The organism is Metasolibacillus sp. FSL K6-0083, from assembly GCF_038630865.1.
GTDB lineage: Bacteria > Bacillota > Bacilli > Bacillales_A > Planococcaceae > Metasolibacillus > Metasolibacillus fluoroglycofenilyticus.
The window spans coordinates 224,383-250,384 of sequence record NZ_CP152046.1 but is presented as its reverse complement, the minus strand read 5'-3'; the positions used below and the strand labels follow the sequence as shown (position 1 = coordinate 250,384).

The window sequence follows — 26,002 nt, the reverse complement described above, 5'->3', positions numbered from 1 at the left end:
CTCCTCTTTCTTTAGCTAAAACTTCTCTTTCCCCGCTCATTTCAAATAAGCGATTGTTTCGATTAAACGAATGCTAAAATAGCTGCTACACCAACGATGCTTAGAATAGCGAAAATAACCATCGTTACGTAAGTTGCAATTTGTTGTGATTTTGGAGATTGAGTAATACCCCAGCTCACTAAAAATGCCCAGATGCCGTTTGCTAAGTGGAATGTTGCTGATAAAATTCCCACTATGTAGAAACCAAGCATCCATGGCGATGCAACGATTTCCGCCATCATATCGTAGTTTACTTCAGCACCAAGCGCTTTTTGAATACGCGTTTGGAAAATATGCCATGCGATGAATACAACTAGGAAAATACCCGTCATACGTTGAAGACGGAATGCCCAGTTACGAAACGTACTGAAGCGTGACGTATTATTCGTTGCTGTGAATGCAATATACACTCCGTAGAAAGCATGGAACATTAATGGAATATAAATGATTACCCATTCCATTACTAGCAATAGTGCATGTGGAACTAACTCCATCATTCCAGTTGCGCTATTGTAAGTATCTTCACCACCAACTGCAGTGAAGTTCAAAGATAAGTGGAACACCAAAAACAGACCTACTGGAATAATACCTAATAGAGAATGTAAGCGGCGCCATAAAAACTCACGATCTTTTGACAAGACTGTTACCCCCCTTAGTACTTAAAATACGCAAGTCAGGTCGTCACGAAATTGTAAACGTTGTCCATTGACTGCGCATTTCATCATGGTACAATATTATGACATGTTCATTGTACTCTCAACCTACTAGAGCGTCAAGGTAGCTTGCAATAATTCCTTTCTCTCTTTAAGTATTTTTTTTGCTGGTTTATGCATTTTTTTGTTGCGTATTGTCATTTTTTTGCACAATTCAAATGAATAGAAGAAAATTTAGAAAGAGGTTTTTATCAATGGAAACCGGTAATACAAAGATGATCCCTACATTCGGCTATGAAATTATACGTGATTATGTACTGTCCTCTATATTAGGAAAGCATGAAGAAGATGTGCTTTATTGGTCAGGCAAAGAAATAGCTCGAAAGTTTCCACTTTTTTCAATGGAAGAAGCAGCCACTTTTTTCAAGGAGGCCGGCTGGGGAACATTAACACTAGAAAAAGAAACGAAAGATAGCCGTACATATATTTTGACAGGCGATGCCGATATTTTAAGATTCGATAGCCGCTGCTTCCGCCTTGAAGCAGGTTTTTTAGCGCAGCAGCTACAACATCAAATTGGCTTTTTAACAGAATGCTATGATGAAAAAAATAGCAAAAAGCAACTTGTTCAGTTTCAATTAAAATCAGACTTAAAGGAAGTAATTAAGTAAAGAGCGTCCAAAAAGCCGTGCATAGCCGGCATTTTGGACGCTCTCTTTGTAATAGAGGAGTTACAATGAAATAATAAAAATCTCGCTTTTATTTGCGATTCCAACATCTTCTCAATTCCTTAATAGTTAAAAGCACTCCCTACTACTCGCTCTTCTTCTTTGCTTCCTCTTGAAAATACGTATAAATTTTTTCCGCTAGCGCCTGTGGAATGCGCTGTGCTGCCAGCTCCTCAACAGTTGCTTCGCGAATTTTCTTTACTGAGCCAAATGCCTTTAATAGCTGTTGCTTGCGCTTCGGTCCAATACCTTCAATATTATCAAGTACTGATTTAATGGCATTTGTGCCATGCTGCTGACGTAAAAATGTAATAGCAAAGCGGTGTACTTCATCCTGAATGCGCTGTAGCAAATAGAAGCTATCACTTGTCCGCTTTAACACAATTGGCATTGGTGGATCACCAAATAAAAGCTGTGATGTGTTGTGTTTTTCATCCTTCGCGAGCCCTGCGATTGGAATATACAAGCCAAGCTCATCCTCAATCACTTCACGCGCAACCTCCATCTGCCCTTTACCACCATCGATAACGATTAAATCAGGCAGCGGCAAATTTTCCTTTAACACGCGCGTATAGCGACGACGAATAACTTCCTGCATCGCACCATAATCGTCATGGCTTGCTGTTTCTCTTAGCTTATATTTACGATATTCTTTCTTGGCAGGCTTGCCATCAATGAAAACAACCATTGCAGAAACAGCATCAGCTCCATGCATATGGCTATTATCAAACGCTTCAATACGCAATGGCGAAGCAATACCCATCGCCTCACCTAGCGCCTCACAAGCGCCGACAGTACGTACTTCCTGTCTTTCGATTAGCTGGAATTTTTCATGTATACCAATCTCAGCATTTTTCATCGCCATATCCACTAGCTCTTTTTTGGCTCCGCGCTTTGGAATTACCACGCGGACTTCAAGTAAGCTTTCGAGCAATTTTTCATCAATTGTAGAAGGAATAAATATTTCCTTCGGCTTTAAATGCTTCGTTTCCTCATAAAAGCGACCGACAAATGTTAAAAATTCCTCTTCTGGGTCACGATAAATTGGAAAAATAGAAACATCGCGCTCGATTAATTTTCCTTGTCGCACAAACAGTACTTGCACACACATCCAGCCTTTTTCCACTGCATAGCCAAATACATCTCGATTTGATAAATCTTTCGTTATAATTTTTTGCTTTTGCATAATCGCCTCGATATGCGTAATTTGGTCGCGGAATTCCTTTGCTCTTTCAAATTGTAGCTGTTCTGCCGCTTCATACATTTGACGCTCTAAACTTTGCTTCACTTCGCCATAATCACCATTTAAAAATTTAGCAATTTCCTCTGCCATTTCACGATAAATTTGCGGTTCAATTTCCTTTACGCAGGGTGCTAAACATTGGCCCAAATGGTAATATAAGCATACTTGGGCTGGCAGTTGCGCACATTTTCTTAGCGGATAAATGCGGTCTAAAAGTTTGCGCGTTTCATTCGCCGCATAAGCGTTCGGATATGGACCGAAATATTTTGCCCTATCTTTGCTAATTTTACGCGTCGTTAAAATGCGCGGGTATTTTTCATTTGTAATTTTAATATACGGATACGTTTTATCATCTGTCAGCATAATATTATATTTTGGATCGTATTGCTTGATTAAGTTTAACTCTAGCATTAAGGCTTCTAAGTCAGAAGCTGTAACGATATATTCAAAATCCTCAATTTCACTGACTAGGCGCTGTGTTTTACCATCATGTGTCCCCGAAAAATAAGAGCGGACACGGTTTTTTAATATTTTTGCCTTACCTACATAAATCACGGTTCCCTGTCGGTCCTTCATTAAGTAGCAGCCTGGCTCATCTGGTAAAATAGCTAGTTTGTTTTGAATAATCTCATTCATCATTTATCACCTATACTTTGTCATATAGCGTTATCATCACGAAGGGGGCGCCCGAAAATTCTTTTTTGGACGCCCCCTTTGCGACGAGGATAGTGTGTTACTATCGGCAGGAAACAATAGTTTTCAGCAAATATTTAACATATAAGCTATAGGTGTCCGAAAAGATAATACTTTTCGGACACCCTTTTTCTCATTATTTGTTTGAATCGATAAAGTCGATTAAAGCTTCTTTCGGTTGGAAACCAGCTGTTTTCGCTTTTAATTCGCCATCTACAAATAATAGTAATGACGGAATCGACATAATTTGGTACTCTGCTGCTGTCACTTGGTTGTTATCAACATCTACTTTGACAATTTTCACATCGTTACCGATTTCTGCATCCAATTCCTCTAGAACAGGTGCAATCATTTTACATGGGCCACACCATGTTGCCCAAAAATCTACAAGAACAACGCCATTAGCGATTTCTTGTGCAAAGTTTTGATCTGTTGCTTGTATAATTGCCATTTTAAATAGCCTCCTTCACTAACATCTGCCTGTAGTATAGCATGTTTAAAATACCAATAACAGTGAATTGCTCATATTAGTTTTGTCCTTTTATTTGCTTAGTAAATACTGTATTGATATTGAACCAATGTCACTTCTTCATTGCAATACAGCTCACTACCTATGCGACTGATTTCTTTAAAGCCAAGTTTCTGCAACATGTTTTGTGAGCGAAGATTTGTCGCATGTGTTTCCCCTTTGAATATTGTAATATTCAAATTATCAGCGCCATAATCTATAAGCTGTTTAACCACTTTCGTGCCTAGCCCGATCCCCCAAAGACTCCTATCCCCAATCGCTACTCCAATTTCCGCTTGCTGGTCATGTATTTCAGCTAAATCTGCGTAGCCAATAAGTATTCCTTTATATTCAATTCCAAGGCGAATAAACGACGGGCTATTTATATGTAAGCAGCGCTCCCACCATGCAGCGAGATCAGCCTCTTGGCGCTCTATTTCCCAGCCATTTGCCGCACAAAACTCTGGGTCTTTGCTCCATATTAATACATAGGGGAAATCAGCCTGTTGCAGAAATCTAAGTGTAATAGTATCCATTAACATAATCACCTACTTTCAAAGTAATATGACTAGTAAAAACTTAAGAAAATTTACAAAAACCGAATGTTTCCAGTTCAGTTTTATAGTAAGCACTTAAATTTCAATAGCACAAAATAAAAAATATCCAAACTTTCTTGTATTAAGAATCGTTTAACATATAAAGAAAGAGGTGCGATACTTGTTAGCTATTCACAATTTAAAAGAAATAATGAATCTCTATACAGAATCCTTAATACGATTAGCATATTACTACGTAAAAGATCGCCAAGTAGCCGAAGATATTGTACAGGAAGTATTTATTAAAATATATCATCATCCAGATAAATATGAAGAACGTGGACAATTACAAGCTTATTTATATAAGATGACAGCAAATAAAAGCAAGGATTACTTAAGAAGTTGGTCTTATAAAAAAGTACAACTGCAAAATAAAATTTTCCCCTCGACTAGTAAAATGGAGCCAGATGAATTAGTAAGAAAAGATGAAGAAGCTATAGTAGCAGAGGCAATCCTTGAATTACCATTAAAACAAAGAGAGGTACTCATTTATTTTTATTTTAATGAAATGAATATTAAAGATATAGCAAGTATTTTGTTTATTCCAGAAAGTACGGTAAAAACGCGATTAAGAAGGGGCAAAGAGCTATTAAAGAATAAATTGAAGGATATTCAATGGGAGGTGCTTTTAAATGAATAACTATACACCTACTGAAATAAAAGACTTACAAGCCATTAAACAACGTGTGATGCATAATGTTTTACAAGAGATAGAAAGAGGTCCACAAAAGCCCATATATAAATGGAGATTTATTATGCTAAGTGCCATTTTAACAATCAGCTCTATTCTATTTATCGTCAATCAGATGTTTATAATTGATAAACATGCCACAAAAGTCGACCTCACTGAACCCATATTTTATGAGGAGCAAGGCTTATTTTATTTACATGGTATCACGTTAGGCGATTCTCCATCAAAACTAATGGAAACTTTAGGTGAAAATTATACTACTGAATTTTTTGAGGATGGCAATAATGCTGATCTTATATTAGATTATGAAGGCGATGCAAGATTTTATTTTGTACAGGGGAAATTAAAATCTCTCATCCTTATGGGGGTAGATGAAAGGCGTTTTGATGAAGTATTTACTCATTATAATGGAACAAAATTTACGAATAATGATACTCGTTTCATTTATTCAAGTGAAACGTCCCATATAATAAAAGCCGAATATACGCCCTATGGATTATATGTATATTTAATGTATGCAGGTCCAGATTTTGCAGAAGTACAAGAATTTTTAAAACGTCAAAACAATTCAAATCAATAAAATGCAAATAGCTGTAGGGGAAGTGTTCCCCTACAGCTTCTTTATTAGGCGTTCGCCTTCAACGCTTTAAATTCTTCAATTAACATCGGTACAACTTCGAATAAATCGCCAACGATACCGTAGTCTGCTACTTTGAAAATATTTGCTTCTGGGTCTTTATTGATTGCTACAATTACTTTCGAGTTTGACATACCAGCTAAATGTTGGATTGCGCCCGAAATACCTGCAGCAATGTAAAGGTCTGGTGTTACGACTTTACCTGTTTGACCGATTTGTAAAGAGTAATCACAGTATTCTGCATCACATGCACCACGTGAAGCCCCTACTGCGCCACCTAATAAATTAGCAAGCTCTCTTAATGGCTCGAAGCCCTCTTCAGACTTCACACCACGACCACCAGCAACAACTACTTTCGCCTCTGATAAATCAACACCCTCTGCTGATTTGCGTACAACTTCTTTAATAATTGTACGTAAATTTGTAATTTCAACAGCTAATGAGGATACATTACCTGAGCGGCCTGCGTCTTTAGCAAGCGGTGCGATATTGTTTGGACGAATCGTTACGAACACGATGCCCTCTTTTACTTTTACTTTTTCAAATGCTTTTCCAGAGTAAATTGGGCGGATAAATAGTGCGCTATCGCCAGCACCTTCGATTTCCGTTACGTCTGATACAAGACCCGATTGCAATTTAGAGGCGATTTTTGGCGATAAATCTTTCCCTAATGCCGTATGACCGAAAACGATTGCCTCTGGGCTTTCTTCACCTACAACAGCCATAAATGCTTGGCTATAGCCGTCTGATGTATATGATTTTAAGTGTGGATGTTCAACTGTTACAACGCGGTCTGCACCATATGCTACTAACTCATTTGCTACATCCGCTACTGCATCCCCAATTAATACACCAACGATTTCCCCACCGTCAGCGATTTGCTTTGCTGCCGCAATTGCCTCGAACGATACGTTACGTAGGCTTCCTTCACGAACTTCCCCTAATACTAACACTTTTTTTGACATGCTATTCCCTCCGTTACCTTTGTTATGACCGAAAATTAGACAACTTTCGCTTCTGTGTGTAGTAAGTTTACAAGCTCTTTAACTTGCGCTTGTAATTCGCCTTCTAAAATGCGTCCTGCCGCTTTTTGTGGCGGTAAGTAGATTTCTACTGTTTCCACTTTTACTTCTACATCATCTTCATCGATATCTAAGTCATCAAGCTCAAGCTCTTCTAATGGCTTTTTCTTTGCTTTCATAATACCTGGTAAAGATGGGTAGCGTGGCTCATTTAGACCTTGTTGAGCTGTTACTAATAAAGGTAATGAAGTTTCTAATACTTCTGAGTCCCCTTCGATATCACGCACGATTTTCACGTTTGTGCCATCGATTTCTAAGCTTGTAATTGTCGTTACATAGTTGATGCCTAAAAGGTCGGCTAAGCGGGGTCCTACTTGACCAGAGCCGCCATCAATCGCAACATTCCCTGCCAAAATTAAATCTGCCTCTTTATCTTTTAAATATTCTGCTAGAATATAAGCTGATGTATATTGATCTAACTCGTCTAAATCATCTTCTGTATTGATTAATACCGCTTCATCTGCCCCCATCGCTAATGCTGTGCGCAGCTGCTTCTCGGCATCTTCTCCACCAATTGTTATTACTGTTACTTTCCCGCCTAATGCATCGCGTTTTTGAATCGCTTCTTCAATTGCGTATTCATCATACGGATTAATGATAAACTCAGCGCCATCCTCTTGGATTTCGCCACCTGCTACAACGATTTTTTCCTCTGTGTCGAACGTGCGTTTTACTAATACATAAATATTCATTTTACAGACCTCCGAAAGCTTATTTATTATTTACCTTTAAAAACTGGTTGACGTTTTTCAATAAATGCTTGTATTCCTTCTTTTGCATCCTCTGATACGAAAACTGTACCAAAGCTTTCTGCCTCAGCTGCTGCACCTTCGTAGAACGATGCCGTTTTAGCATATTGCAGCATAGCAATTGCCGCCTTAAGCGCAACAGGGCTTTTCTTTGCAATTTTCTTCGCAATTTCAAGTGTTTTTGGTAATAATTCTTCATCCGTAAATGCTTGATTTGCTAATCCCCACTGGACAGCCTCTGTTCCAGTGATTGGCTCAGATGTAAACAGCATTTCTGCCGCCTTTGCAAACCCGACATAACGTGGCAAGCGCTGTGTCCCAGCAAAGCCTGGAATTAAGCCAAGCTGTAGCTCTGGTAGCCCCAGCTTTGCTCCTTCTGTCACGAAGCGTAAATGACAGCCCATCGCAAGCTCTAACCCACCGCCTAATGCTGCGCCATGAATTGCCGCAATAACTGGTTTCGGGAATGTTTCCAAGCGTTCAAAAACATTTTGACCATGCTCAGCTAATTTAGCAAATTCTGCACCTGATGATACTTCTGTAAACTCTTTAATATCTGCACCCGCAGAGAAAAAGCGACCTTCACCGTGCAGCACGATAACACGTACATTGTCATCTTGCTCTACCTTATCGAGTAATTCATTCACTTCGGCAATCATTCCTCGTGATAAGGCATTAGCGGGTGGGCGCTGAATCGTTACAATCGCTACCCCTTCGTCTATTGTCCAATTGAGATATTCCATTCTCCCATACACCCCTTTAAGCTTTTAAGCCATGCAGTAGTAATTGCTGCACTTTTGGCGCTTGTTCAAGTAAATTATAGCGATAGTCGTTCATTACCCAAGTTGTTGTAATTTCATCTATTGTACCGAATACCATTTGACGTGCTACTCGCACATCCATTGCAGAATTAAATTCGCCTGATACCATGCCCTCGATTAGAATTTCATCGAGGAGCTTTAGATACTCCTTTAAAATCGCGTTGATTTTTAAGCGGATTTCCTTGTTGGATTGACGCAATTCTAATTGTGTTACTGTAGCTAGATGATGATCACTTGCCAATACTGAAAAATGGCTTTCAATCATTCGGCATAATTTCTCCGAAGAGGTTTCACCACTTTTTAAAATTTCTTGCAAATTTTCAACGAATACGACCATCTTTTCTTGAAAGACAGAAATTAAAATGTCCTCTTTATTTTTAAAATAAAGATAAATTGTTCCGTCCGCCACGCCAGCTTGTTTGGCAATTTTAGAAACTTGTGCCTGATGGTAGCCATTTTCAGCAATTGCAATAACAGCAGCATCAATAATTTGTTTATATTTTGGCTTATTGCGCTTCATGTTTATCACCACCAGTAAAAAATCAATTATGCTTTGAATTCATCTGCTGATTATCCAAAACAAAAACATGAATGACTATTCATTCATGTTTTTATATTATTATTTATTGTACTATGTGTCAAGTAGCTAATCCAACATTTTCTTATGCTTCTTTCACAGCTAGCTTTTGCTTTTCTTCGTCAATTAATGAGCGGCGTAAAATTTTTCCGACTGCTGTTTTTGGCAGTTCTTTACGGAATTCATAATGACGGGGTACTTTAAAGGCAGCTAAACTTTTACGGCAGTATTCGTCCAATTGCTCCTCGCTTACTGAATAGCCCTCTTTTAATACAACATATGCCTTTACTGTTTCACCACGATATGGGTCAGGAATACCTGCCACTACACATTCCTGTATTGCTTCATGCTCATATAATACTTCCTCTATTTCACGTGGATAAATATTAAAGCCACCTGCGATAATCATATCTTTTTTACGGTCAACCACATAGAAATAACCGTTTTCATCCATATAGCCTAAATCACCTGTTAAAAACCAACCATCATAAAATGACATTGCTGTTTCCTCAGGGCGATTCCAGTAGCCCTTCATCACTTGCGGACCCTTTACCGCAATTTCGCCAATCTCCCCTGGTGGTAATGGTTCATAATCGCCTCCGCGCAAAATAATTGCATCTGTGTTGGGCCATGGTACTCCAATTGAGCCAACAACTCGCTCATGCCATATGAAGTTGGCATGCGTTACTGGAGATGTTTCTGTTAAGCCATAGCCTTCAACAAGCTTTCCACCAGTAATTTTTTCAAATTTCTCTTGCACATCAACAGGCAATGGAGCGGAGCCACTTAAACATGCTTTAATTGAAGAAAGATCATAATTTTCGATATTCGGCTGGTTCAATAAGCCAATATACATCGTAGGTGCACCTGGGAACAGTGTTGGCTTTTGCTTATCAATCGTTTTTAGCGCTTGCTCAGCATCAAATTTCGGTAATAGCACCATTTTGCTCTTCATCATAACCGCTAAAATTAATACAGTCGTCATACCGTATACATGGAAAAATGGCAATATACCTAAAATGACTTCGTTTCCTTCATCGCTTTGATACATCCATGCATCACACATTTTCGTATTAGCAATTAAGTTTTTATGTGTTAGCATAACTCCTTTTGGTGACCCCGTTGTTCCCCCTGTATATTGCAATAAAGCAATATCTTGTTCAAAATCAAAGTCGAGAGCAATAGGCTGTGGTGAGCTGGATTGCATGATATGTGTAAAGAGATGGTTCGTACCACTGTGCTCTACCTTTACACTAAAGCCATACTGCTTTTTTTGAATAAAAGGATAAACTAAATTTTTCGGGAATGGTAAATAATCTTTAATACCGGTTACAATGACATTTTCTAAAGCGGTTTCTTTTATAATCTTCATCGCTCGCGGATATAAAATATCCATTACTAAAAGTACTTTAGCACCGGAATCAGCCATTTGATATTGAAGCTCACGTTCGGTATAAAGCGGATTTGTTTGAACAACAATACCACCTGCATACATCGTACCATAATAAGCGATAACAGCTTGTGGACAGTTTGGCAACATTACCGCAACACGGTCATCTTTCTCCACCCCTAGAGAACGTAAATAGTTGGCAAACTTCAAAGCTGATTCATAAAGCTCCTTATATGTTAATTCCTTTCCCATGAAATGCACCGCTATTTTATCAGGATACTCGTTGTAAGCTTCCGTTAAAAATTGCTGTACTGGCATTGCTGGTAATTCGATTTCATGCGGAATTTCCTCGGGATACTTCTTTAACCACACCTTCTCTGTCATGACACTCTCCCCTTCACCTAGTATATTATTCATATTCTATTAACAATCATTATAGTGAAAAATGAATGCGTTTACAAATGGTTTTTTGTTATTCTTTTCAAATTTCGCTCGAATATGCAATTTATTTCTTCCTATATCTTATGTAGCTAGAGGGATTTTAATATCTTTAAGGGAAAAATTATAGCGAATGCTTAATTAAACGTTGATTTCCGTTACGGTTGAAGCCTCCGCTTTTCCCACTGGAGTAGTGCCACCTCCATTTCAATCAGCGAATAGATAGCCTTTCAATAATAATTAAATAACCTTACATTAGAAAAATGAATATCGTTTTATAACAAGAAGTAAAAAAGTCAACTCACACCACACATTCTTTGTGGCAAATTGACTTTTTGTCCTTTTCGAAAAAGGCCTTCTTAATTCGCTGAACCTCGTGTTTCTTTTATTGTTCAAAAGTTCCCTTGCCACCCAGCTAAATGAACACTTTTGAAAAACAGCATCGCAAGCGTCCAAAACGCCAGCAAATGCACGGCTTTTGGACGCCCTTTCCCTATCTCGTCAACATATAATAAATGCCTACCGCAATAAATGCGACACAGACAACCATTAGCACCTTTGCTAATTTCTCCATTTCACAACACTCCTACGCAATACTTGCCCCGATAACAAATGATAGGCCAACCGAAATTGTACAGGAAATAAAGCCGACAGAACGATTGTCCTTAGCAATTTCCTCATCCACTTTAATGAGTGGTGTTAAAAATTCAAATAAAAAATAGGCGAAAATAAGTAATATAAAGCCATATAAGCCCCAACCGAGCATCTCAATTAACGTTGTATGACGCTCAATAGAGTAGCGGAAAATATTACAAATCCCCAGAATTTTCCCACCTGTTGCAAGCGCTACTGCCACATTGCCCTTTTTTATTTCTTCCCAGTTCTTATACTTCGTTACAACTTCAAATAACACCATTGATACGACTAGACAAAGTACAACAACGCTAAAATAACCCGCTGTTTCTACTAAAGGATGTTGCCAAAATGCTGATGCTAACATAAGCTGTCCCCCTCTATTTCAATTCTACAACTGTCACACCGAATCCGCCTTCTCCTGCTTCGCCGTAGCGGAATGATTTCACACGCTTATGCCCCTTTAAATAGCTTTGAATACCTTGGCGCAATGCCCCTGTCCCTTTTCCATGAATAATGGAAACACGCGGATAATTAGCAAGCAATGCGTCATCTAAATATTTTTCTGTACGAATAAGCGCGTCCTCATAGCGCTCACCACGCAAATCTAATTCTAGCTTTACGAGGCTACCGCGGTTTTTAACATTAGCCATTTGGCGCGTTTGTGATTCTTTTTCGGGTTTAACATATTCTAAATCTGATTCAGGTAGCTTCATTTTTAAAATACCAATTTGAACAACCCACTCATCATTCGACGCTTTTTCCAATAAAACAGCCTTTTGACCATAGCTTATAACCTTTACTTCGTCACCAACAGCTAAATTTTGAGCCCGCTTGCGCTCGGCTGCTACTTTTTGTAGTACTTTATTATCCTGCGGAGCTGTGTCCTCTAAGCGTTTTTTCGCGTCAATTAACTCATGCTCTTTGACAGCACTAGCTGCATTTCTTTTCATTTCGCGAAGCTCTTCAATGATGACCTCTGCTTCACGCTTTGCCTCATCAACAATTTTACGAGCCTTTTCTTTCGCTTTCTTTTCTAGACTTTCTCTTTTCTCATCATATGTGCGAATGCGCTCCGTTAGCTGCTCATGTAAATAACTTGCCTCTTCCAATAAACCATGTGCTTCCTCGGCTTCACGCTCTGAGCGAACACGGCTTTCTTCTAAAGAAGCAATCATCGATTCCACCTCATGGCGGTCTGTTCCTGTAAACGATTTAGCACGGTCGATTATTGCCTTTTTCAAGCCAAGTCTTGTAGAAATTTCAAAAGCATTTGAACGGCCCGGTACGCCAATTAATAATCGATACGTAGGACTTAATGTTTCAACATCAAATTCTACACTCGCATTTACTACACTTGGACGGTTATAGCCATATGCCTTTAATTCTGGATAATGAGTTGTTGCCATTACGCGTGCGCCATAATCTACGACTTCGTCTAAAATGGCAATCGCAAGTGCTGCCCCCTCTTGTGGGTCAGTACCAGCACCAAGCTCATCAAAAAGCACTAGTGATTTATCATCAAATTTACTTAATATATCAACAATATTCACCATATGTGAGGAAAATGTCGAGAGTGATTGCTCAATCGACTGTTCATCTCCAATATCAGCGAAAATCTGCTCAAAAATTGCGAGCTCTGAGCCATCAAGCGCTGGTACAGGTAAACCTGATTGCGCCATTAACGTACATAAACCAACCGTTTTTAATGTGACGGTTTTACCGCCTGTATTTGGACCCGTAATGACAATCGCCGTTACATCACGACCAAATTCAATCGTATTTGCTACGGCCTCATCAATCGGCAATAGTGGGTGTCTTGCACGCACTAAGCGAATATAGCCATCCGCATTCACTTTTGGCATTGTACACTTATTCGCTTGACCATATTTCCCCTTTGCCAAAATAACATCCATCTCTCCAAGCAGCTGTACAAGGACAAATAAATCATGCCCCACCTCTTCAACTTTAGCAGTTAAAGCAAGTAAAATTCGCTCAACCTCTGCCTGTTCCTTCACTTTTAAACGCTGTACCTCGTTATTTGCTTGGACAACAGCATCTGGCTCAATAAATAATGTTTGTCCAGACGAGGATTGGTCATGGACGATTCCACCGTAATGTGAGCGATACTCCTGCTTCACAGGAATAACAAAACGATCGTTTCGAATGGTAATAATAGAATCAGATAGCATCTTTGCTGCATTTGCACCACGCGTTAAGCTTTCTAGTTTTTGGCGCACCTTCGCTTCCTCTGCACGCAAAGACTGACGAATCGTACGCAATGTTACACTCGCAGAATCAAGCACCGCACCATTTTCATCAATACAATCATTAATTTCATGCTGCAAAGCCGTTAACACTGGCATTTGTTCCTTGCGCTCCACGAAATGCGCAATCGCTATCTCTTCTTCTGCTTCAATGTCTTCTATAAAGTTACGCAAAATGCGACTTGCTCGAATCGTACTAGCAATTTCCATTAACTCCATCGGTGAGAGCATACCGCCAATTTGTGCACGTTTAGCATGTGGACGAACATCAAAAATGCCCCCCATCGGCACATTGCCTTTTACGCGTAAAATCGATAGTCCCTCATCCATTTCCTCCAACAGTGCGACTACTGCTTCAAAATCCGTTTCAGGTACTAGCTCCTGAATCGCAGACTTCCCAATTGAGGATGTACAATACTGCGCTACCTGCTGTCGTATTTTATCAAATTCTAGTGTTTTCAATGCTCGTTGTTCGATCATGAAAAACACCCCCTGTTTCTCAATTAAATTTTTACCTTATTTATGACGGTGAATAAATGCTTCAAATTGTTCGATTGACCATGTATTAACGATTAATTCCTTTTTGAGCCATGCCTTTTGTGCATATTGAACGCCGATTTCCATAAAGCGTAAATGCTCGATTGCATGGGCATCTGTATTAATAGCAATCGGTACATTTTTCTCCGTCGCTAGCTGTAAATGCTCAATACATAAATCTAAACGGTATGGGTTAGCATTTAATTCAAGTATTTTACCGTGCTCTGCAGCCCAATCTATTAGCTGAGGAATATTAGGATTATAACCGCCACGCTGTCCTACGATACGACCTGTTGGATGTGCAATCATATGGACATATGGATTTGTAATTGCAGTATAAAGTCTCTCCATAATTTTACTTTGCGACTGTGTAAAGCTTGAATGAATGGAAGCAATGACAAAATCCAACTCACGCAACACATCATCCGAGAAATCCAATGTCGCATCTGGCAATATATCCATCTCAGTCCCTTTAAATAAACGGAAATTTGAGTGCTCAGCATTAAATTGCTCAATTTCGGTCTTTTGTTTTGTTAAACGCTCTGGTGTAAGACCATTCGCCACCTTTAAATATTGTGAATGATCTGTAACAACCGCATATTGATAGCCCTTTTCGACTAAAGCCTGTCCCATTTCTGTAACGGAATGTGCACCGTCAGACCATGTCGTATGCAAGTGTAAATCCGCTACAATATGCGGTAATTGTACTAATTGCTCTAGCTCCTCTAAGCGCTCCAATTCCTTGCCATTTTCACGTACAGCAGGTGGAATAAAAGGTAAATTAAAGTGTGCAAAAAATTCCTGCTCTGAGCTAAATGTTTCGATTGTGCCATCGGACTGCTCCACCCCATACTCACTAATCTTTTTCCCTTGCGATTTTGCAAGTTGACGCATGCGTACATTATGGTCCTTAGAGCCTGTAAAATGATGCAAGGCTGTTGCATATTCCTTCATACTCACAAGCCTAAAGTCGACACTAACGGGCTCGTCACGGTCCAATATAACAGAAACCTTCGTTTCTCCTGCCGCAACAACTTCTAAAATAACGAGCTGAGCTAAAATAGCCTCTCGCACCGCTACAGGTGATGATGTTGCAACAATGAAGTCAACATCCTTACTTGTTTCATTCGTACGTCTATAGCTACCAGCAACTGAAAATCGTTCCACCTCGGCAATGTTTTCTAGCAATTCATTTATTTCAAGTACGACAGGTTCAAGCTGCCAAATTGGCAATCTTTCTGCGCGAGAGCCAAAATTCTCAAGTTCTTTTTTTATTTTTTCCTCCGTTTTCGCTCCAAAGCCCGCTAATGCTTGCACCTGTCCTGCTTCACATGCCTGTAGCAATGACTGGGCATCAGTAATGCCTAACTCTTGATATAGCTTCGCTAGCTTCTTCCCCCCTAAGCCCGGCACTTTCATTAGAGGAATTAACCCTTTTGGTACTGCCTGCTCTAGCTCCTGCAAAACAGTAGACCGGCCATTTTCCAGTAAATCCTCGATAACAGCCGCTGTTCCTTTGCCAATCCCTTTAATTGCTGTAATATCGTCTATTTCACTCAAGCTGCGCTCATCCGTTTCTAGCGCAGCTGCTGCTTTGCGAAATGCCGATACCTTAAACGGATTTTCTCCCTGCAGCTCTAAATATAATGCTATTTTTTCAAGCGTACGAATAATTATTTTTTTGTTCATGCTTCTCTCTCCTTAAGAAAAGCCTCCCTCATTTGTCGAGAGAGGCTCCACCCTTAGCAAGTGTTATTTCACCTTTTGTCATTATCAATTGAACGAATATCAACATATCATTGTGTGTAAATATACCACCAGTTTTGGAACATTTGCGTTACTACTGGTGTATGCTCAAGAATTAATCCAGTTAAAATCGATTTATTCAGCACATTTTGGATTACTTCCAATGGCAATAATGCAAAAACATAAAGCGCAATAAAAATAATGAAATAAAATTCGATGAAGCCTAATATTGCACCTAATAAACGATTGATTGGACCGAGTATTGGCAAATACGTTAAAAAATCAAACATTGAACCGATAATTTGTAAAATTAATTTCACGATAAAGAAAATAAGTGCAAAAGCAATAACGCGATAAAACGTACGATCCACATCTAATGTATCTAGCACTAATGTCATCGTCGCATCTTCTGTGAAGCCCGGATATGGAACCCATAGCACAAATTTTTGCGCTAGTGGTTTATAATAAATATAGGCTACAATAAGCGCAATTAAAAAGCTTCCTAAATGAATGATTTGAACGATAAATCCACGCTTCGCACCAATAATACAACTTAGTAATAATACGATTAATAAAATAATATCTAGCATTTACTTCAACCCTTTAACCTTTTCACTTCTTCTTCAAGCGCCTCGACTTGCGCTTTCAGTTGTAATAATTCATGTACAGAATTAACCGCTGTAAGTACTGCTAGTCTGGTGCTATCTAATGTTGGATTATGTGCACTTATTTGACGCATTTTATCGTCTACAATGGAAGCAACTAATCGCATATGCCCCGTCGATTCCGTACCAACCATTTTATATGTACGACCATAAATTTCAACTGAAATTCGATTTTTTTCTTGTTCAGCCAAAGTAATTCCTCCCAAAAGCATAGGCAACGCCAGCAGGTAGCCAATAATGAATCTCGCTTCATACAGTATCGTTTGAAGCATTAATTTAGATGGCATAATGCAATTCCTGTTCGATTTTCTGCAATTTTCATACTACATATCATACCATTTTTACATTGTATAATACAACAATAGACTGACAGAAATGCAGTTGTGTCAATATTTTAGAGGTTTTGTTGTGCTTTGGAATCACGCCAAATGATATATTTAACTTAGCTCAGCTATATTCCCTGCTACGAGTAACCGCGGGAGAATATGTTTTAGCTGCGTGGATAGTGACAATTTATCGCGACTGGAAAAAATATAAAATTTTGTTGAATGATGATATTATAACTAATAAATCTACCATTATATATTTCATTAAGGAGAGTTTAATAACAATGACTAAAAAAACAGAACAGCTTGAACTCGCTCATCTCTATTACGAAAACGGCGAGCTTATTGAAGCAGTAAAGCATTTTCGCAAAATCGGTATCAATAAATTAAACGATGATGACAAAATCCTCGTGGCAAAACTATTATACAAGCTTCAGGAGCCAAAAGAAGCTTACAAAATTATAAACGGCCTTATTGAACAAAGCAGCGTTTCAATGGCATACATATATAAAGCTTATTTCCACACAATGGCCGAGGAGCTTGAAGTAGCAGCTACAATTACCGAAAAAGCGATTGCACAATTTCTAGATGGTGAGCATAAACAGCTTATTTTTCTTTATGTCTATCGAGCACTGCTTCTTATAAAGCTAAATAACCACAAGGAGGCAAGAAATACCCTTGCAACTGCTCTTACAATTGATGCAAATGACATCAATATCGAGGAGGAGCTAATCGATGCAATTCATTTTCTTTATGAGGAGTTTGAATTCACATCTGAGGTGATTGAGCTACTTACACTCGTTATTGAAAAAGCTAAATCAGCATACGCCCATTCGAAGCGTGCAAATATACTGTTTGAAATTGACAAGAACGAGGATGCGCTTCTTGATTTAGATGAAGCGATTCGTTTAAGCCCTGAAACTAGCTTATATTGGTATAATCGTGGATTAGCGAAAAGTGCGCTACAAAATTATGAGGATGCGATAACTGATTTCAATGAAACGATTAAGCGCGAGGATGACCATTCGCAATTCTCCACTTATTATGAACTTGCCCGCGCTTATGTGGATATGCAGGATTATAAAGAGGCTGCAAATATTTTGCAATACTTAGTCGAGGACTGGAATCGTGCCCTCCCCCATTATTATTTAGAGCTTGGTCTTTCATTTGAAGAGCTAGGCGAACTCGAAAAGGCAATTATTAGCTTAGAAAAAGGCAGAGAGCTCTTACTGCAATTTGAAGCAGAGCAAGATAAAGGCCTTTCCGCTTTTCTTGAACGTGCAAACTATAATTATTCTGCGTATACGAAGCTGCGCGACTCTATTCGCAACCACTTTGACTTTCATTTACCATTAGCGCGCCTTTATCGTTATGTCGGTTTATGGTCGTATGCTGAGGACATGTTAAAAAAAGCGATTTTAATCAATGCTGAATCATCAGAACCATACTTTGAATGGGCACGACTTTATCAGGCCCAAAACAATGAAGAGGAAGCTTTACGCATTTTAGTTACTCTAAACGAAAAATTCCCTGCATATCCAATCGCAATCTATTGGTTAGCTGATTATTACTATCGTTTACAACGATACGAAGAAGCAATTAATATCAATAGTAATTTATTGGATATTGAAGATGATGATACTGTAAACTTTATTCAACGCGGAAAAATTCTTGATGAGCTACAGCGTTTTGAGGAAGCTGTTGAAGCATACAGTCAGGCAATTGCGCTCAATGACGAAAGTGAGGCAAGAATGAAGCGCGCATTTGCCTATTATAAAATAGAATGCTACGAAGAAGCTCTTACAGATTTACAGGAAGCATTAAGCTTAAATAAAGATTTAGACGAGGACGCCGAATATTATATTTTATTAGGGCAAATCTACGCTGCACAAGGTAATTGGAAGGCGGCGATTATGTTTTCAACTGCAATTCGTCTAAATCCAAACAGAATTTGGCTCTATATAAGGTTAGCTGAAATATATACTACCTATAATGAGCTTGAGGAAGCAGAAAAAATTCTCAGAAAGGCATTTGAAATTGGACATAATACAGAAGAGCCATATTATGGACTTGCACGATTTTATCGTGAACAAGAACGCTATGACGAGGTGAAGGAAATTTTACTTAAGCTTCATGAGTCGTTTTCTTCATCCCCTACCTCTCTCTTTTGGCTGACAGAAGCATACCATCACTTAAGTAATTTGGAGGAAGCACTCCAAGTTAGCAACGAATTAATTGTACTTGAGAATGATGATGACTTAAATTTTATCCAAAGAGGGGCCATTTTTGTCGACGCAAATGAATATGAGGCAGCAATTGAAGCCTATACAGCCGCAATACAGTTAAAGGAATCAGCAAACGTATATATGAAACGTAGCTATGCAAGTTTTTGTATAGGCAATTATGATGAGGCATTGGAAGATATAAACAGGGCAAATGAGCTTGATGCAGAATTAAAGGAAGAGGATTATTATCATATTGCCCTTGGGCATATCTTTTTTGAAACAGAATTATGGGAACATGCGAGTGCTGCTTTTGCTTCAGCACAACAAATTAGCCCACATGAAATTTGGCTCTACGAGAAGCGTGCGAGCTGTTTAATGAAGCTTGAAGAATATGAAACAGCAATCACTGTATGTACAAGCGGTTTAGATATTGACGCGAAAAACCCCCAACTCTATTGGTTAAGAGGGCTTCTGCATTTCATGCTAAAACAGTATGAGGAGGCTTTAGAGGATGCAAAAAGCTACCTAGAGCTTGATTCAGAAAATGGGGATGCTCATTATAATCTTGGCTTAGTTTATGAAAAGTTGGAGCAATATGATGAGGCATTTGCTTCATTTACCAAAAGCATAAAGTTAAACGCTCAACACGCCAAGAGCTATTTAGAACGAGCATATATTTATTACCACCGTTATTTTGAGACAGAGCATGCAATTGATGATTTATTACAATGGATTTTATTAACAAATCCGCGCTTAACTGTAGAGGAAAAGCTTGAAAAAATAGATGAACTGAGCGGCTTCAACGAACAAATTGTCAATGAGGTGAAGCAACGCTTAAAGGAATTCTCCGTTATCGACTCAGCAAATCATCTACTTCATTAAAAAATAAAATTCCCTAAAGGCAGCATATCAAAAGCAACGCATCGCTTGCTTTTGGGAAAATCTCTTAATTTACTATTAAGATACGCTTTGAGAAGCAGATAAATATTTTGTAAACACGCTATAAAAATAGCGAGCATAGAAGGGAACGAAGGAATGACAAATATTGTTTTACTATTAACAAATGACAAGCTACAAGAAGTGCAAAGCTTTTATGCTACGAATAAAGTAATACGTAATGCACCGGGTGTTGTTTTTGCTGCGAAACTAGCAGATACAGCGATTACGGTGTATAAATCTGGCAAGGTAATGTTTCAGGGGGATGGTGCAGAGCGCGAGGCTGCTCGCTGGGGTACTGCCGAGGTAAGTGAAAAAGGCATCGCCTCAAAGGGAGATGCGCTACCGAAAAACTTTGCTACTTTATCCGTTATCGGCTCAGATGAAACAGGTACAGGCGATTATTTTGGACCTATTACAGTAGCGGCTGTTTATGTCCCAGTGGATAAAATTCCTCTTGTGCAGGAGCTTGGTGTGAAGGATTCTAAATTGTTAACAGATGATTTCATGCGGAAAATTGCACCAGATTTAATGAAGGTTTGTGCGCACAGTATTTTAACACTACGTAATGATAAATATAATACATTACAAGCGAAAGGCTATTCCCAAGGAAAAATGAAGGCATTATTGCACAATCAAGCAATTAGGCATGTTTTAAAAAAAATCGCTCCAGAGCAACCACAATATATTTTAATCGACCAGTTTGCTGAAAGAGCTACCTATTATCGTCATATTCAGCGTGAGCAAGAAATCATTCGCGATAATGTACTATTTTCTACAAAGGCAGAAAATTTGCATGTCGCGGTTGCTACTGCCTCCATTTTAGCTCGTTATGCTTTTTTAAAGGAGATGGACCGATTAAGTGAGCTTGTTGGATTCACACTACAAAAAGGGGCCAGCAGTAAAGTCGATGAAATGGCTGCGAAAATTTGGCTAAGTAAAGGTGAAGAAACACTGCACTCCATATCTAAATGGCATTTTGCTAATACAGAAAAAGCATGCAGGCTTCTTCAAAAAAGAAAGAATTTATGAATCATCTCAATTATACTTCGGTGTAATTGCTTTTGAGCGGACAACCTAAAACCGTCCCGACATACATCAATCGCAAACCTCCCTTCACATCCGCCGAACACGATGTTGCTCAGTCGTTGTGTACTTAGACTGAGCTCCTTTTGTCAATCACCCACTGAAAGAAGTTAGAAAGGCGCAATCGCGCGTCTTTTTAACTTTTTATTAGCTAATTTTTCTTCTTCATTTGAAAATTATTTCGAAATTCGAAAAAAAAAGCGTGAAATAAGTTCGGAATTTTTGTAAAATAGAAAAGAATTTGTTTTTAGGAGGTTTTTTCATGACAACGAATTATCCAGAGGTATGGGATTTAGACGTATTTTTTGAAGGGGGTAGCAGTTCTTCACAATTTGCTGCACATTTAGAAAAAACGGCGGCCTTAGTACAGGGCTTACAGCAATTTGTAAGTAAACTTGCTGTACCGCAAACAGCATCGGAAACTGCAGGGTTACTTGAGGCAATTGATAAAGTGAAGGATGTACGCCAGCATATGGGGCAAGCAGGTGCATTTTTATCTTGTTTAAACGCTCAAAATATTAAAGACCGCGAAGCAATGTTGCTTTTAGGTAAAATTTCTGCACTCTATGCAGAGGTTGCGCCATCATATGAAAAGCTACGACAGCTAGTAGGTCAAATCAAAGAAAATACATTTGCACAATTAGTTGCGACGGAGGAGCTTGCTCCATTTGCTTTCATTTTAACGGAATGGCGCGACGCTTCAAAAGAATCGCTATCTGAGGAGGAAGAAGCACTTATTTCTTCTTTAACAGTAGATGGTTACAGGTCTTGGGGCGAAATGTATGACCTATTAATTAGCGATATTCGCGTGGAAGTTGAAGTGGACGGCGAAGTGAAATCGCTTTCTGTTGGTCAAGCGAATAACTTAAGCTCACACAAAGACCCTAAGGTGCGTAAAGCTGCCTTTGAAGCGATTGAAAAAGTATTTACAGAGCGTGAGGAATTTTTCGCTAAAACATTAAACCATTTAGCAGGCTTCCGTTTAAGCGTTTACAAAAAGCGTGGTTGGGATAATGTATTAAAAGAGCCTTTAACAATTAATCGTATGAAGGAAGAAACGCTTGATGCAATGTGGGGTGCCATTAGCGAGCGCAAGGAAATCTTCGCACGCTATTTAACACATAAAGCAAAAATGCTTGGCGATGAAAAATTAAATTGGTACGACTTTGATGCACCAGTAACAGAGGCAACAGCAAAAATGGATTATCAAGAAGGTGCTGCCTTCATTTTAAAACATTTTGGTCGCTTCGGTGCAGAGTTAGAAGCATTTTCACGTACTGCATTTGAAGATGGCTGGATTGAAGCGGAGGACCGTGATAATAAAAAGCCAGGTGGCTTCTGCACAGGCTTCCCGTTAGCACAACAATCGCGTATTTTCATGACGTATTCCGGTTCAATGTCTAATGTAGCAACATTAGCACACGAGCTTGGTCATGCATTCCATAGCTATGCTTTACGCCCTGTTCACCCATTAAACACAGGCTACGCGATGAACGTAGCAGAAACAGCTTCAACATTTGCGGAAATGATTGTTGCAGACGCAGCCGTTGAAGAAGCTAGCACAAAAGAGGAAAAAATCGCTTTACTTGAAGATAAAGTACAACGCTCTGTGGCATTCTTTATGAATATCCATGCACGTTTCCTGTTTGAAACTCGCTTCTATGAGGAGCGTAAAAAAGGTGTTGTGTCTTCGAAACGTTTAAATGAATTAATGGAAGAGGCACAACGTGAGGCACATGCAGGCGGTCTTGGTGAAACACACCCACATTTCTGGGCGACAAAGCTACACTTCTTTATTACAGGTGTGCCATTCTATAACTTCCCATACACATTCGGTTACCTATTCTCACTAAGCATTTATGCAAAGGCGAAAGAAGAAGGTATGGGATTCGAAGAAAAATATATTGCGCTACTACGTGATACAGCCGTAATGACTGTAGAAGATTTAGCAATGAAGCATTTAGGTGAAGACATTACAAAGCGTGATTTCTGGTTAAAAGGAATCGCACTTTGTGAAAAGGATGTTGAAGAATTTATCGCATTAACAGCGCAATAATGTAACACTTCAAATGGTAAAAAATAAAGGCAAAGTCGTTCGCCGACTTTGCCTTTATTTTTATTTACCTTCATATCCTTCTCGCTGTGTAACATCCACACGTTTAACAAAAAATGTAAGAATGAGTGCAATAAATGAAACGATTGTTGCCACAAAAAATGTGAAGTTAATGCCATCAAGCATTGCAGCCTGACCAATTTGGGCTGTCATTTCAGCAATTTGACTTTCTGTTGGCTGGATGCCGCTAGCTGTTGCTTGTTCTTGCGCCTCAGCTACCAATTCGGCTGCACGTGTTTTTGTATGTGCATTCATAATTGTTACGAATACAGCTGTACCAATTGCACCAGTCACTTGCTGTGCAGTGTTATTAATCGCTGTACCGTGCGGATTCATTTTCATTGGAATTTGATTTAAACCATTCGTCATAATCGGCATCATCACAAGTGACATACCGAATGAGCGCACTGTATAAACAGTAATAATATAAGCATAAGAAGAATCTAACGACAGCTTCGATAAATAAAATGTTGAAACCGTCATAATAATCAATCCTAGCGTTGCAATCATGCGAGGACCATATTTATCAAACAGTCTTCCTGTAATCGGTGACATCAGCCCCATAACAATAGCACCCGGTAGCATCATCAGCCCTGCATCAAATGGCGAAATACCGCGCACAGTTTGAACATAAGCAGGCGTTAAAATCATTCCTGAAAACATCGCTACAGACATTACCATCGAAATAACAGATGATAGAGCAAACATCGGATACTTATAAATGTGTAAGTCTAATAAAGGCTCTTCTAATTTTAGCTGACGCGCGACAAAAGTTATGAAACCAATTACACCTAAAATAATTGTGCCATATACTTCAAGCTCTCCCCAGCCCTTTGAGCCAGCCATACTAAAGCCGTATAATAAGCCTCCAAAACCAATTGTTGATAACACTAATGATAAATAATCAATGGTAACTTCACGTGTTGGCATGATGTTGCGCAACTTCCATATTCCTAGTACTAGGCTAATAGCCGCAAAAGGAATAATCATTTCAAAAAGCACACGCCAATTATAATGCTCAACAATCCATCCTGATAATGTCGGGCCAATTGCAGGTGCTGCAAACATCACTAGACCAAATAACCCCATCGCTGTCCCACGCTTTTCAATCGGGAAGCTAATTAACATAATATTCATTAATAGTGGTGACATTGTCGCAGCGCCTGCCGCTTGTACCATACGCCCAGCAATTAATATACCAAAACTCGGCGCAAATGCTGCCATTACTGTACCTAATAAAAACAATCCCATCGATGCAATGAAAATAGTTCTATTTTTAAATTTTGTAATTAAAAAAGCGGATGCTGGTACTAATATCCCACTTACTAACATATAGCCTGTTGAAAGCCATTGAACAGTGGAATAGTTTTCAATTTTTAAATCCACCATAATTGACGGTAACGCAATATTTAATAAAGTGTTATTTAAAAAGGCAACAAATGTTCCAATAAATAAAATTGCAATCATTAAATACGGTGGCTTTTTTGCTGTTTCTGCTGTCATATTTAAAACCCCTTCTGTTTATTATTTCATATTTCGAAGTTTCACTTGACCTATTTTATACTCACAGTCCAAAATTCGCAACTATTTTTCACTCAAAGTTTAAAAACATTGAACTATAAGCATTTTAAAGATAGAATGATAGTATAAAATCAAAGGAAATGAACAATTATGAATACGAGAAAAAGGAAAATTATCGATGCTTCATTACAGCTTTTTGTTGAAAAGGGCTTCCACCAAACATCGATTCAAGATATTATTGAGCACGCAAATATTTCAAAAGGTACATTTTATAATTATTTTGCCTCTAAAAATGAATGCTTCTTAGCTATTTTAGAGCAACTTCGCTATACGGCACAGCTTCGTCGCTATGAATTGCTTGCGACTCGCGATGAGCAAGATATTGACGTTCTCATCGAACAAATTATTGTTCCTTTAAAGCTTCATGAGGAAAATAATTTAATGACATTGTTTGAAGGTATCTTCCAATCCAGCAATCCCGAATTAAAGAAAGGTATGCAGCAGCATCGCTTCCATGAAATTAAGTGGCTTACAGAGCGATTTGCAAATGTTTTTGGTGAAGAAACAAGACCATACGCTTTTGAATGTGCCATCGTATTTTTTGGTATTACTCATTATTTTGCAATGGTTTGGCGCAGCGCCCATCGCTCATCTGCTGATTTAGAGCGACTTGTTCGAAAAGGGCTTGAATATGTACAAGCACTGCTACCGACAATGCAAAAAACAAACGATGTTATGCTGGGCATCGACGTATTGCAGCTGCTATATAATAATGCGACACAGCCTGTAATAACAAAAGAAAATGTTTTACAGCAACTTCAAGGATTCGCTAAACAATTAGAGCCTAAAACAAACGCAACGGGCAATGAGCTAACTGCTTTTCTAATTGAAGAATTAGCACAACACTCACTAAGAAAACACGTTATTCATGCGATGCTGCAAGCCTATCGCGCCGCATTTAAAAATACTAGTCATGAGGCTGAAGCAATCGAATTGTCCTATAAAATCTCATTTTTAATCAATTCTGTAGAAAAGGCATAAAGTGAACCTTCAATCAGTGGGGGTTCTTCTCATCCCCCACTGATTGGTAATTTCACCAATC

General features: G+C 38.8%; 22 protein-coding genes. 7 read left to right on the top strand and 15 right to left on the bottom strand.

The window, feature by feature from the left end:
- Positions 1 to 62: 62 nt before the first annotated feature.
- Complete coding sequence (locus MHB51_RS01100) at positions 63 to 677, bottom strand: succinate dehydrogenase cytochrome b558 subunit (protein ID WP_066162288.1); 615 nt, start codon at positions 675 to 677, stop codon at positions 63 to 65.
- A gap of 269 nt (positions 678 to 946) precedes the next feature.
- On the opposite strand from MHB51_RS01100, the gene MHB51_RS01095 reads away from it, so the two are divergent.
- On the top strand, positions 947 to 1,363 hold the full coding sequence (locus MHB51_RS01095; protein WP_066162286.1) for a YslB family protein: 417 nt from the start codon (positions 947 to 949) through the stop codon (positions 1,361 to 1,363).
- A gap of 142 nt (positions 1,364 to 1,505) precedes the next feature.
- On the opposite strand, the gene uvrC is transcribed toward MHB51_RS01095, so the two are convergent.
- The 3 genes from uvrC to MHB51_RS01080 all read right to left on the bottom strand — a co-directional run bounded on the left by uvrC (position 1,506) and on the right by MHB51_RS01080 (position 4,400).
- A complete protein-coding gene (gene uvrC, locus MHB51_RS01090) occupies positions 1,506 to 3,299 on the bottom strand; it encodes an excinuclease ABC subunit UvrC (protein WP_342559453.1) in 1,794 nt (597 codons plus the stop codon).
- Between the two features lie 193 nt (positions 3,300 to 3,492).
- Positions 3,493 to 3,807, bottom strand: a complete 315-nt coding sequence (gene trxA, locus MHB51_RS01085) for a thioredoxin (RefSeq protein WP_066162279.1) — start codon at positions 3,805 to 3,807, stop codon at positions 3,493 to 3,495.
- A gap of 98 nt (positions 3,808 to 3,905) precedes the next feature.
- Positions 3,906 to 4,400: a GNAT family N-acetyltransferase gene (locus MHB51_RS01080; RefSeq protein ID WP_342558799.1), complete on the bottom strand. Its 495-nt coding sequence runs from the start codon at positions 4,398 to 4,400 to the stop codon at positions 3,906 to 3,908.
- Positions 4,401 to 4,581: 181 nt separating this feature from the next.
- On the opposite strand from MHB51_RS01080, the gene MHB51_RS01075 reads away from it, so the two are divergent.
- Positions 4,582 to 5,100, top strand: coding sequence for a sigma-70 family RNA polymerase sigma factor (locus tag MHB51_RS01075; RefSeq protein WP_342558798.1), 519 nt, complete (start codon positions 4,582 to 4,584; stop codon positions 5,098 to 5,100).
- Entirely contained in the window at positions 5,093 to 5,731 is a 639-nt protein-coding gene (locus tag MHB51_RS01070) for a hypothetical protein (RefSeq protein WP_107942929.1), read from the top strand. The genes MHB51_RS01075 and MHB51_RS01070 overlap by 8 nt, the downstream gene beginning before the upstream one ends.
- Positions 5,732 to 5,775: 44 nt before the next feature.
- Here MHB51_RS01070 and MHB51_RS01065 read toward each other — a convergent pair whose 3' ends face one another.
- From MHB51_RS01065 to zapA, 10 genes are all read right to left on the bottom strand, one after another.
- Positions 5,776 to 6,753, bottom strand: coding sequence for an electron transfer flavoprotein subunit alpha/FixB family protein (locus MHB51_RS01065; protein WP_342558797.1), 978 nt, complete (start codon positions 6,751 to 6,753; stop codon positions 5,776 to 5,778).
- Between the two features lie 35 nt (positions 6,754 to 6,788).
- Positions 6,789 to 7,562 (bottom strand): electron transfer flavoprotein subunit beta/FixA family protein, encoded by a 774-nt coding sequence (locus MHB51_RS01060; RefSeq protein ID WP_066162265.1) that lies wholly within the window; start codon positions 7,560 to 7,562, stop codon positions 6,789 to 6,791.
- Between the two features lie 26 nt (positions 7,563 to 7,588).
- Positions 7,589 to 8,362 (bottom strand): enoyl-CoA hydratase, encoded by a 774-nt coding sequence (locus MHB51_RS01055; RefSeq protein ID WP_342558796.1) that lies wholly within the window; start codon positions 8,360 to 8,362, stop codon positions 7,589 to 7,591.
- Between the two features lie 16 nt (positions 8,363 to 8,378).
- On the bottom strand, positions 8,379 to 8,960 hold the full coding sequence (locus tag MHB51_RS01050) for a TetR/AcrR family transcriptional regulator (protein ID WP_066162260.1): 582 nt from the start codon (positions 8,958 to 8,960) through the stop codon (positions 8,379 to 8,381).
- Between the two features lie 142 nt (positions 8,961 to 9,102).
- The gene (locus MHB51_RS01045; RefSeq protein WP_066162258.1) at positions 9,103 to 10,791 is read right to left on the bottom strand and encodes a long-chain-fatty-acid--CoA ligase; all 1,689 of its coding nucleotides are present in this window, start codon (positions 10,789 to 10,791) and stop codon (positions 9,103 to 9,105) included.
- A gap of 640 nt (positions 10,792 to 11,431) precedes the next feature.
- The gene (locus MHB51_RS01040; protein ID WP_066162255.1) at positions 11,432 to 11,845 is read right to left on the bottom strand and encodes a DUF350 domain-containing protein; all 414 of its coding nucleotides are present in this window, start codon (positions 11,843 to 11,845) and stop codon (positions 11,432 to 11,434) included.
- Positions 11,846 to 11,858: 13 nt separating this feature from the next.
- Positions 11,859 to 14,225 (bottom strand): endonuclease MutS2, encoded by a 2,367-nt coding sequence (locus MHB51_RS01035; protein WP_342558795.1) that lies wholly within the window; start codon positions 14,223 to 14,225, stop codon positions 11,859 to 11,861.
- Positions 14,226 to 14,261: 36 nt separating this feature from the next.
- Positions 14,262 to 15,971, bottom strand: coding sequence for a DNA polymerase/3'-5' exonuclease PolX (polX, locus tag MHB51_RS01030; protein ID WP_342558794.1), 1,710 nt, complete (start codon positions 15,969 to 15,971; stop codon positions 14,262 to 14,264).
- Between the two features lie 107 nt (positions 15,972 to 16,078).
- Positions 16,079 to 16,618 carry a CvpA family protein gene (locus MHB51_RS01025; protein ID WP_066162246.1) on the bottom strand — a complete coding sequence of 180 codons (540 nt, stop codon included), beginning with the start codon at positions 16,616 to 16,618 and terminating at the stop codon, positions 16,079 to 16,081.
- A gap of 5 nt (positions 16,619 to 16,623) precedes the next feature.
- On the bottom strand, positions 16,624 to 16,884 hold the full coding sequence (gene zapA / locus MHB51_RS01020) for a cell division protein ZapA (protein ID WP_066164329.1): 261 nt from the start codon (positions 16,882 to 16,884) through the stop codon (positions 16,624 to 16,626).
- 419 nt (positions 16,885 to 17,303) lie between these two features.
- On the opposite strand from zapA, the gene MHB51_RS01015 reads away from it, so the two are divergent.
- From MHB51_RS01015 to MHB51_RS01005, 3 genes are all read left to right on the top strand, one after another.
- Positions 17,304 to 20,126 (top strand): tetratricopeptide repeat protein, encoded by a 2,823-nt coding sequence (locus MHB51_RS01015; protein ID WP_342558793.1) that lies wholly within the window; start codon positions 17,304 to 17,306, stop codon positions 20,124 to 20,126.
- A 153-nt stretch (positions 20,127 to 20,279) separates the two neighbouring features.
- Positions 20,280 to 21,212, top strand: coding sequence for a ribonuclease HIII (gene rnhC / locus MHB51_RS01010; RefSeq protein WP_342558792.1), 933 nt, complete (start codon positions 20,280 to 20,282; stop codon positions 21,210 to 21,212).
- 316 nt (positions 21,213 to 21,528) lie between these two features.
- The gene (locus MHB51_RS01005; protein WP_066162234.1) at positions 21,529 to 23,322 is read left to right on the top strand and encodes a M3 family oligoendopeptidase; all 1,794 of its coding nucleotides are present in this window, start codon (positions 21,529 to 21,531) and stop codon (positions 23,320 to 23,322) included.
- A 60-nt stretch (positions 23,323 to 23,382) separates the two neighbouring features.
- Here MHB51_RS01005 and MHB51_RS01000 read toward each other — a convergent pair whose 3' ends face one another.
- Complete coding sequence (locus MHB51_RS01000) at positions 23,383 to 24,882, bottom strand: DHA2 family efflux MFS transporter permease subunit (RefSeq protein WP_066162229.1); 1,500 nt, start codon at positions 24,880 to 24,882, stop codon at positions 23,383 to 23,385.
- A 168-nt stretch (positions 24,883 to 25,050) separates the two neighbouring features.
- Between MHB51_RS01000 and MHB51_RS00995 the strand changes: the two genes are divergently transcribed.
- On the top strand, positions 25,051 to 25,941 hold the full coding sequence (locus MHB51_RS00995) for a TetR/AcrR family transcriptional regulator (protein WP_066162225.1): 891 nt from the start codon (positions 25,051 to 25,053) through the stop codon (positions 25,939 to 25,941).
- The last annotated feature ends 61 nt before the right edge of the window (positions 25,942 to 26,002 follow it).

Excerpts from the sequence above, each read along its gene's own strand:
- uvrC (WP_342559453.1), bottom strand. The coding sequence starts at position 3,299 with ATGAATGAGATTATTCAAAACAAACTAGCTATTTTACCAGATGAGCCA.
- MHB51_RS01005 (WP_066162234.1), top strand. The coding sequence starts at position 21,529 with ATGACAACGAATTATCCAGAGGTATGGGATTTAGACGTATTTTTTGAA.
- MHB51_RS01050 (WP_066162260.1), bottom strand. The coding sequence starts at position 8,960 with ATGAAGCGCAATAAGCCAAAATATAAACAAATTATTGATGCTGCTGTT.
- MHB51_RS01070 (WP_107942929.1), top strand. The coding sequence starts at position 5,093 with ATGAATAACTATACACCTACTGAAATAAAAGACTTACAAGCCATTAAA.
- polX (WP_342558794.1), bottom strand. The coding sequence starts at position 15,971 with ATGAACAAAAAAATAATTATTCGTACGCTTGAAAAAATAGCATTATAT.
- MHB51_RS01025 (WP_066162246.1), bottom strand. The coding sequence starts at position 16,618 with ATGCTAGATATTATTTTATTAATCGTATTATTACTAAGTTGTATTATT.
- MHB51_RS01040 (WP_066162255.1), bottom strand. The coding sequence starts at position 11,845 with ATGTTAGCATCAGCATTTTGGCAACATCCTTTAGTAGAAACAGCGGGT.
- MHB51_RS01035 (WP_342558795.1), bottom strand. The coding sequence starts at position 14,225 with ATGATCGAACAACGAGCATTGAAAACACTAGAATTTGATAAAATACGA.
- MHB51_RS01080 (WP_342558799.1), bottom strand. The coding sequence starts at position 4,400 with ATGGATACTATTACACTTAGATTTCTGCAACAGGCTGATTTCCCCTAT.
- MHB51_RS01065 (WP_342558797.1), bottom strand. The coding sequence starts at position 6,753 with ATGTCAAAAAAAGTGTTAGTATTAGGGGAAGTTCGTGAAGGAAGCCTA.
- MHB51_RS01015 (WP_342558793.1), top strand. The coding sequence starts at position 17,304 with ATGACTAAAAAAACAGAACAGCTTGAACTCGCTCATCTCTATTACGAA.
- MHB51_RS01000 (WP_066162229.1), bottom strand. The coding sequence starts at position 24,882 with ATGACAGCAGAAACAGCAAAAAAGCCACCGTATTTAATGATTGCAATT.
- MHB51_RS01045 (WP_066162258.1), bottom strand. The coding sequence starts at position 10,791 with ATGACAGAGAAGGTGTGGTTAAAGAAGTATCCCGAGGAAATTCCGCAT.
- MHB51_RS01055 (WP_342558796.1), bottom strand. The coding sequence starts at position 8,362 with ATGGAATATCTCAATTGGACAATAGACGAAGGGGTAGCGATTGTAACG.
- MHB51_RS00995 (WP_066162225.1), top strand. The coding sequence starts at position 25,051 with ATGAATACGAGAAAAAGGAAAATTATCGATGCTTCATTACAGCTTTTT.
- MHB51_RS01060 (WP_066162265.1), bottom strand. The coding sequence starts at position 7,562 with ATGAATATTTATGTATTAGTAAAACGCACGTTCGACACAGAGGAAAAA.
- trxA (WP_066162279.1), bottom strand. The coding sequence starts at position 3,807 with ATGGCAATTATACAAGCAACAGATCAAAACTTTGCACAAGAAATCGCT.
- rnhC (WP_342558792.1), top strand. The coding sequence starts at position 20,280 with ATGACAAATATTGTTTTACTATTAACAAATGACAAGCTACAAGAAGTG.
- MHB51_RS01095 (WP_066162286.1), top strand. The coding sequence starts at position 947 with ATGGAAACCGGTAATACAAAGATGATCCCTACATTCGGCTATGAAATT.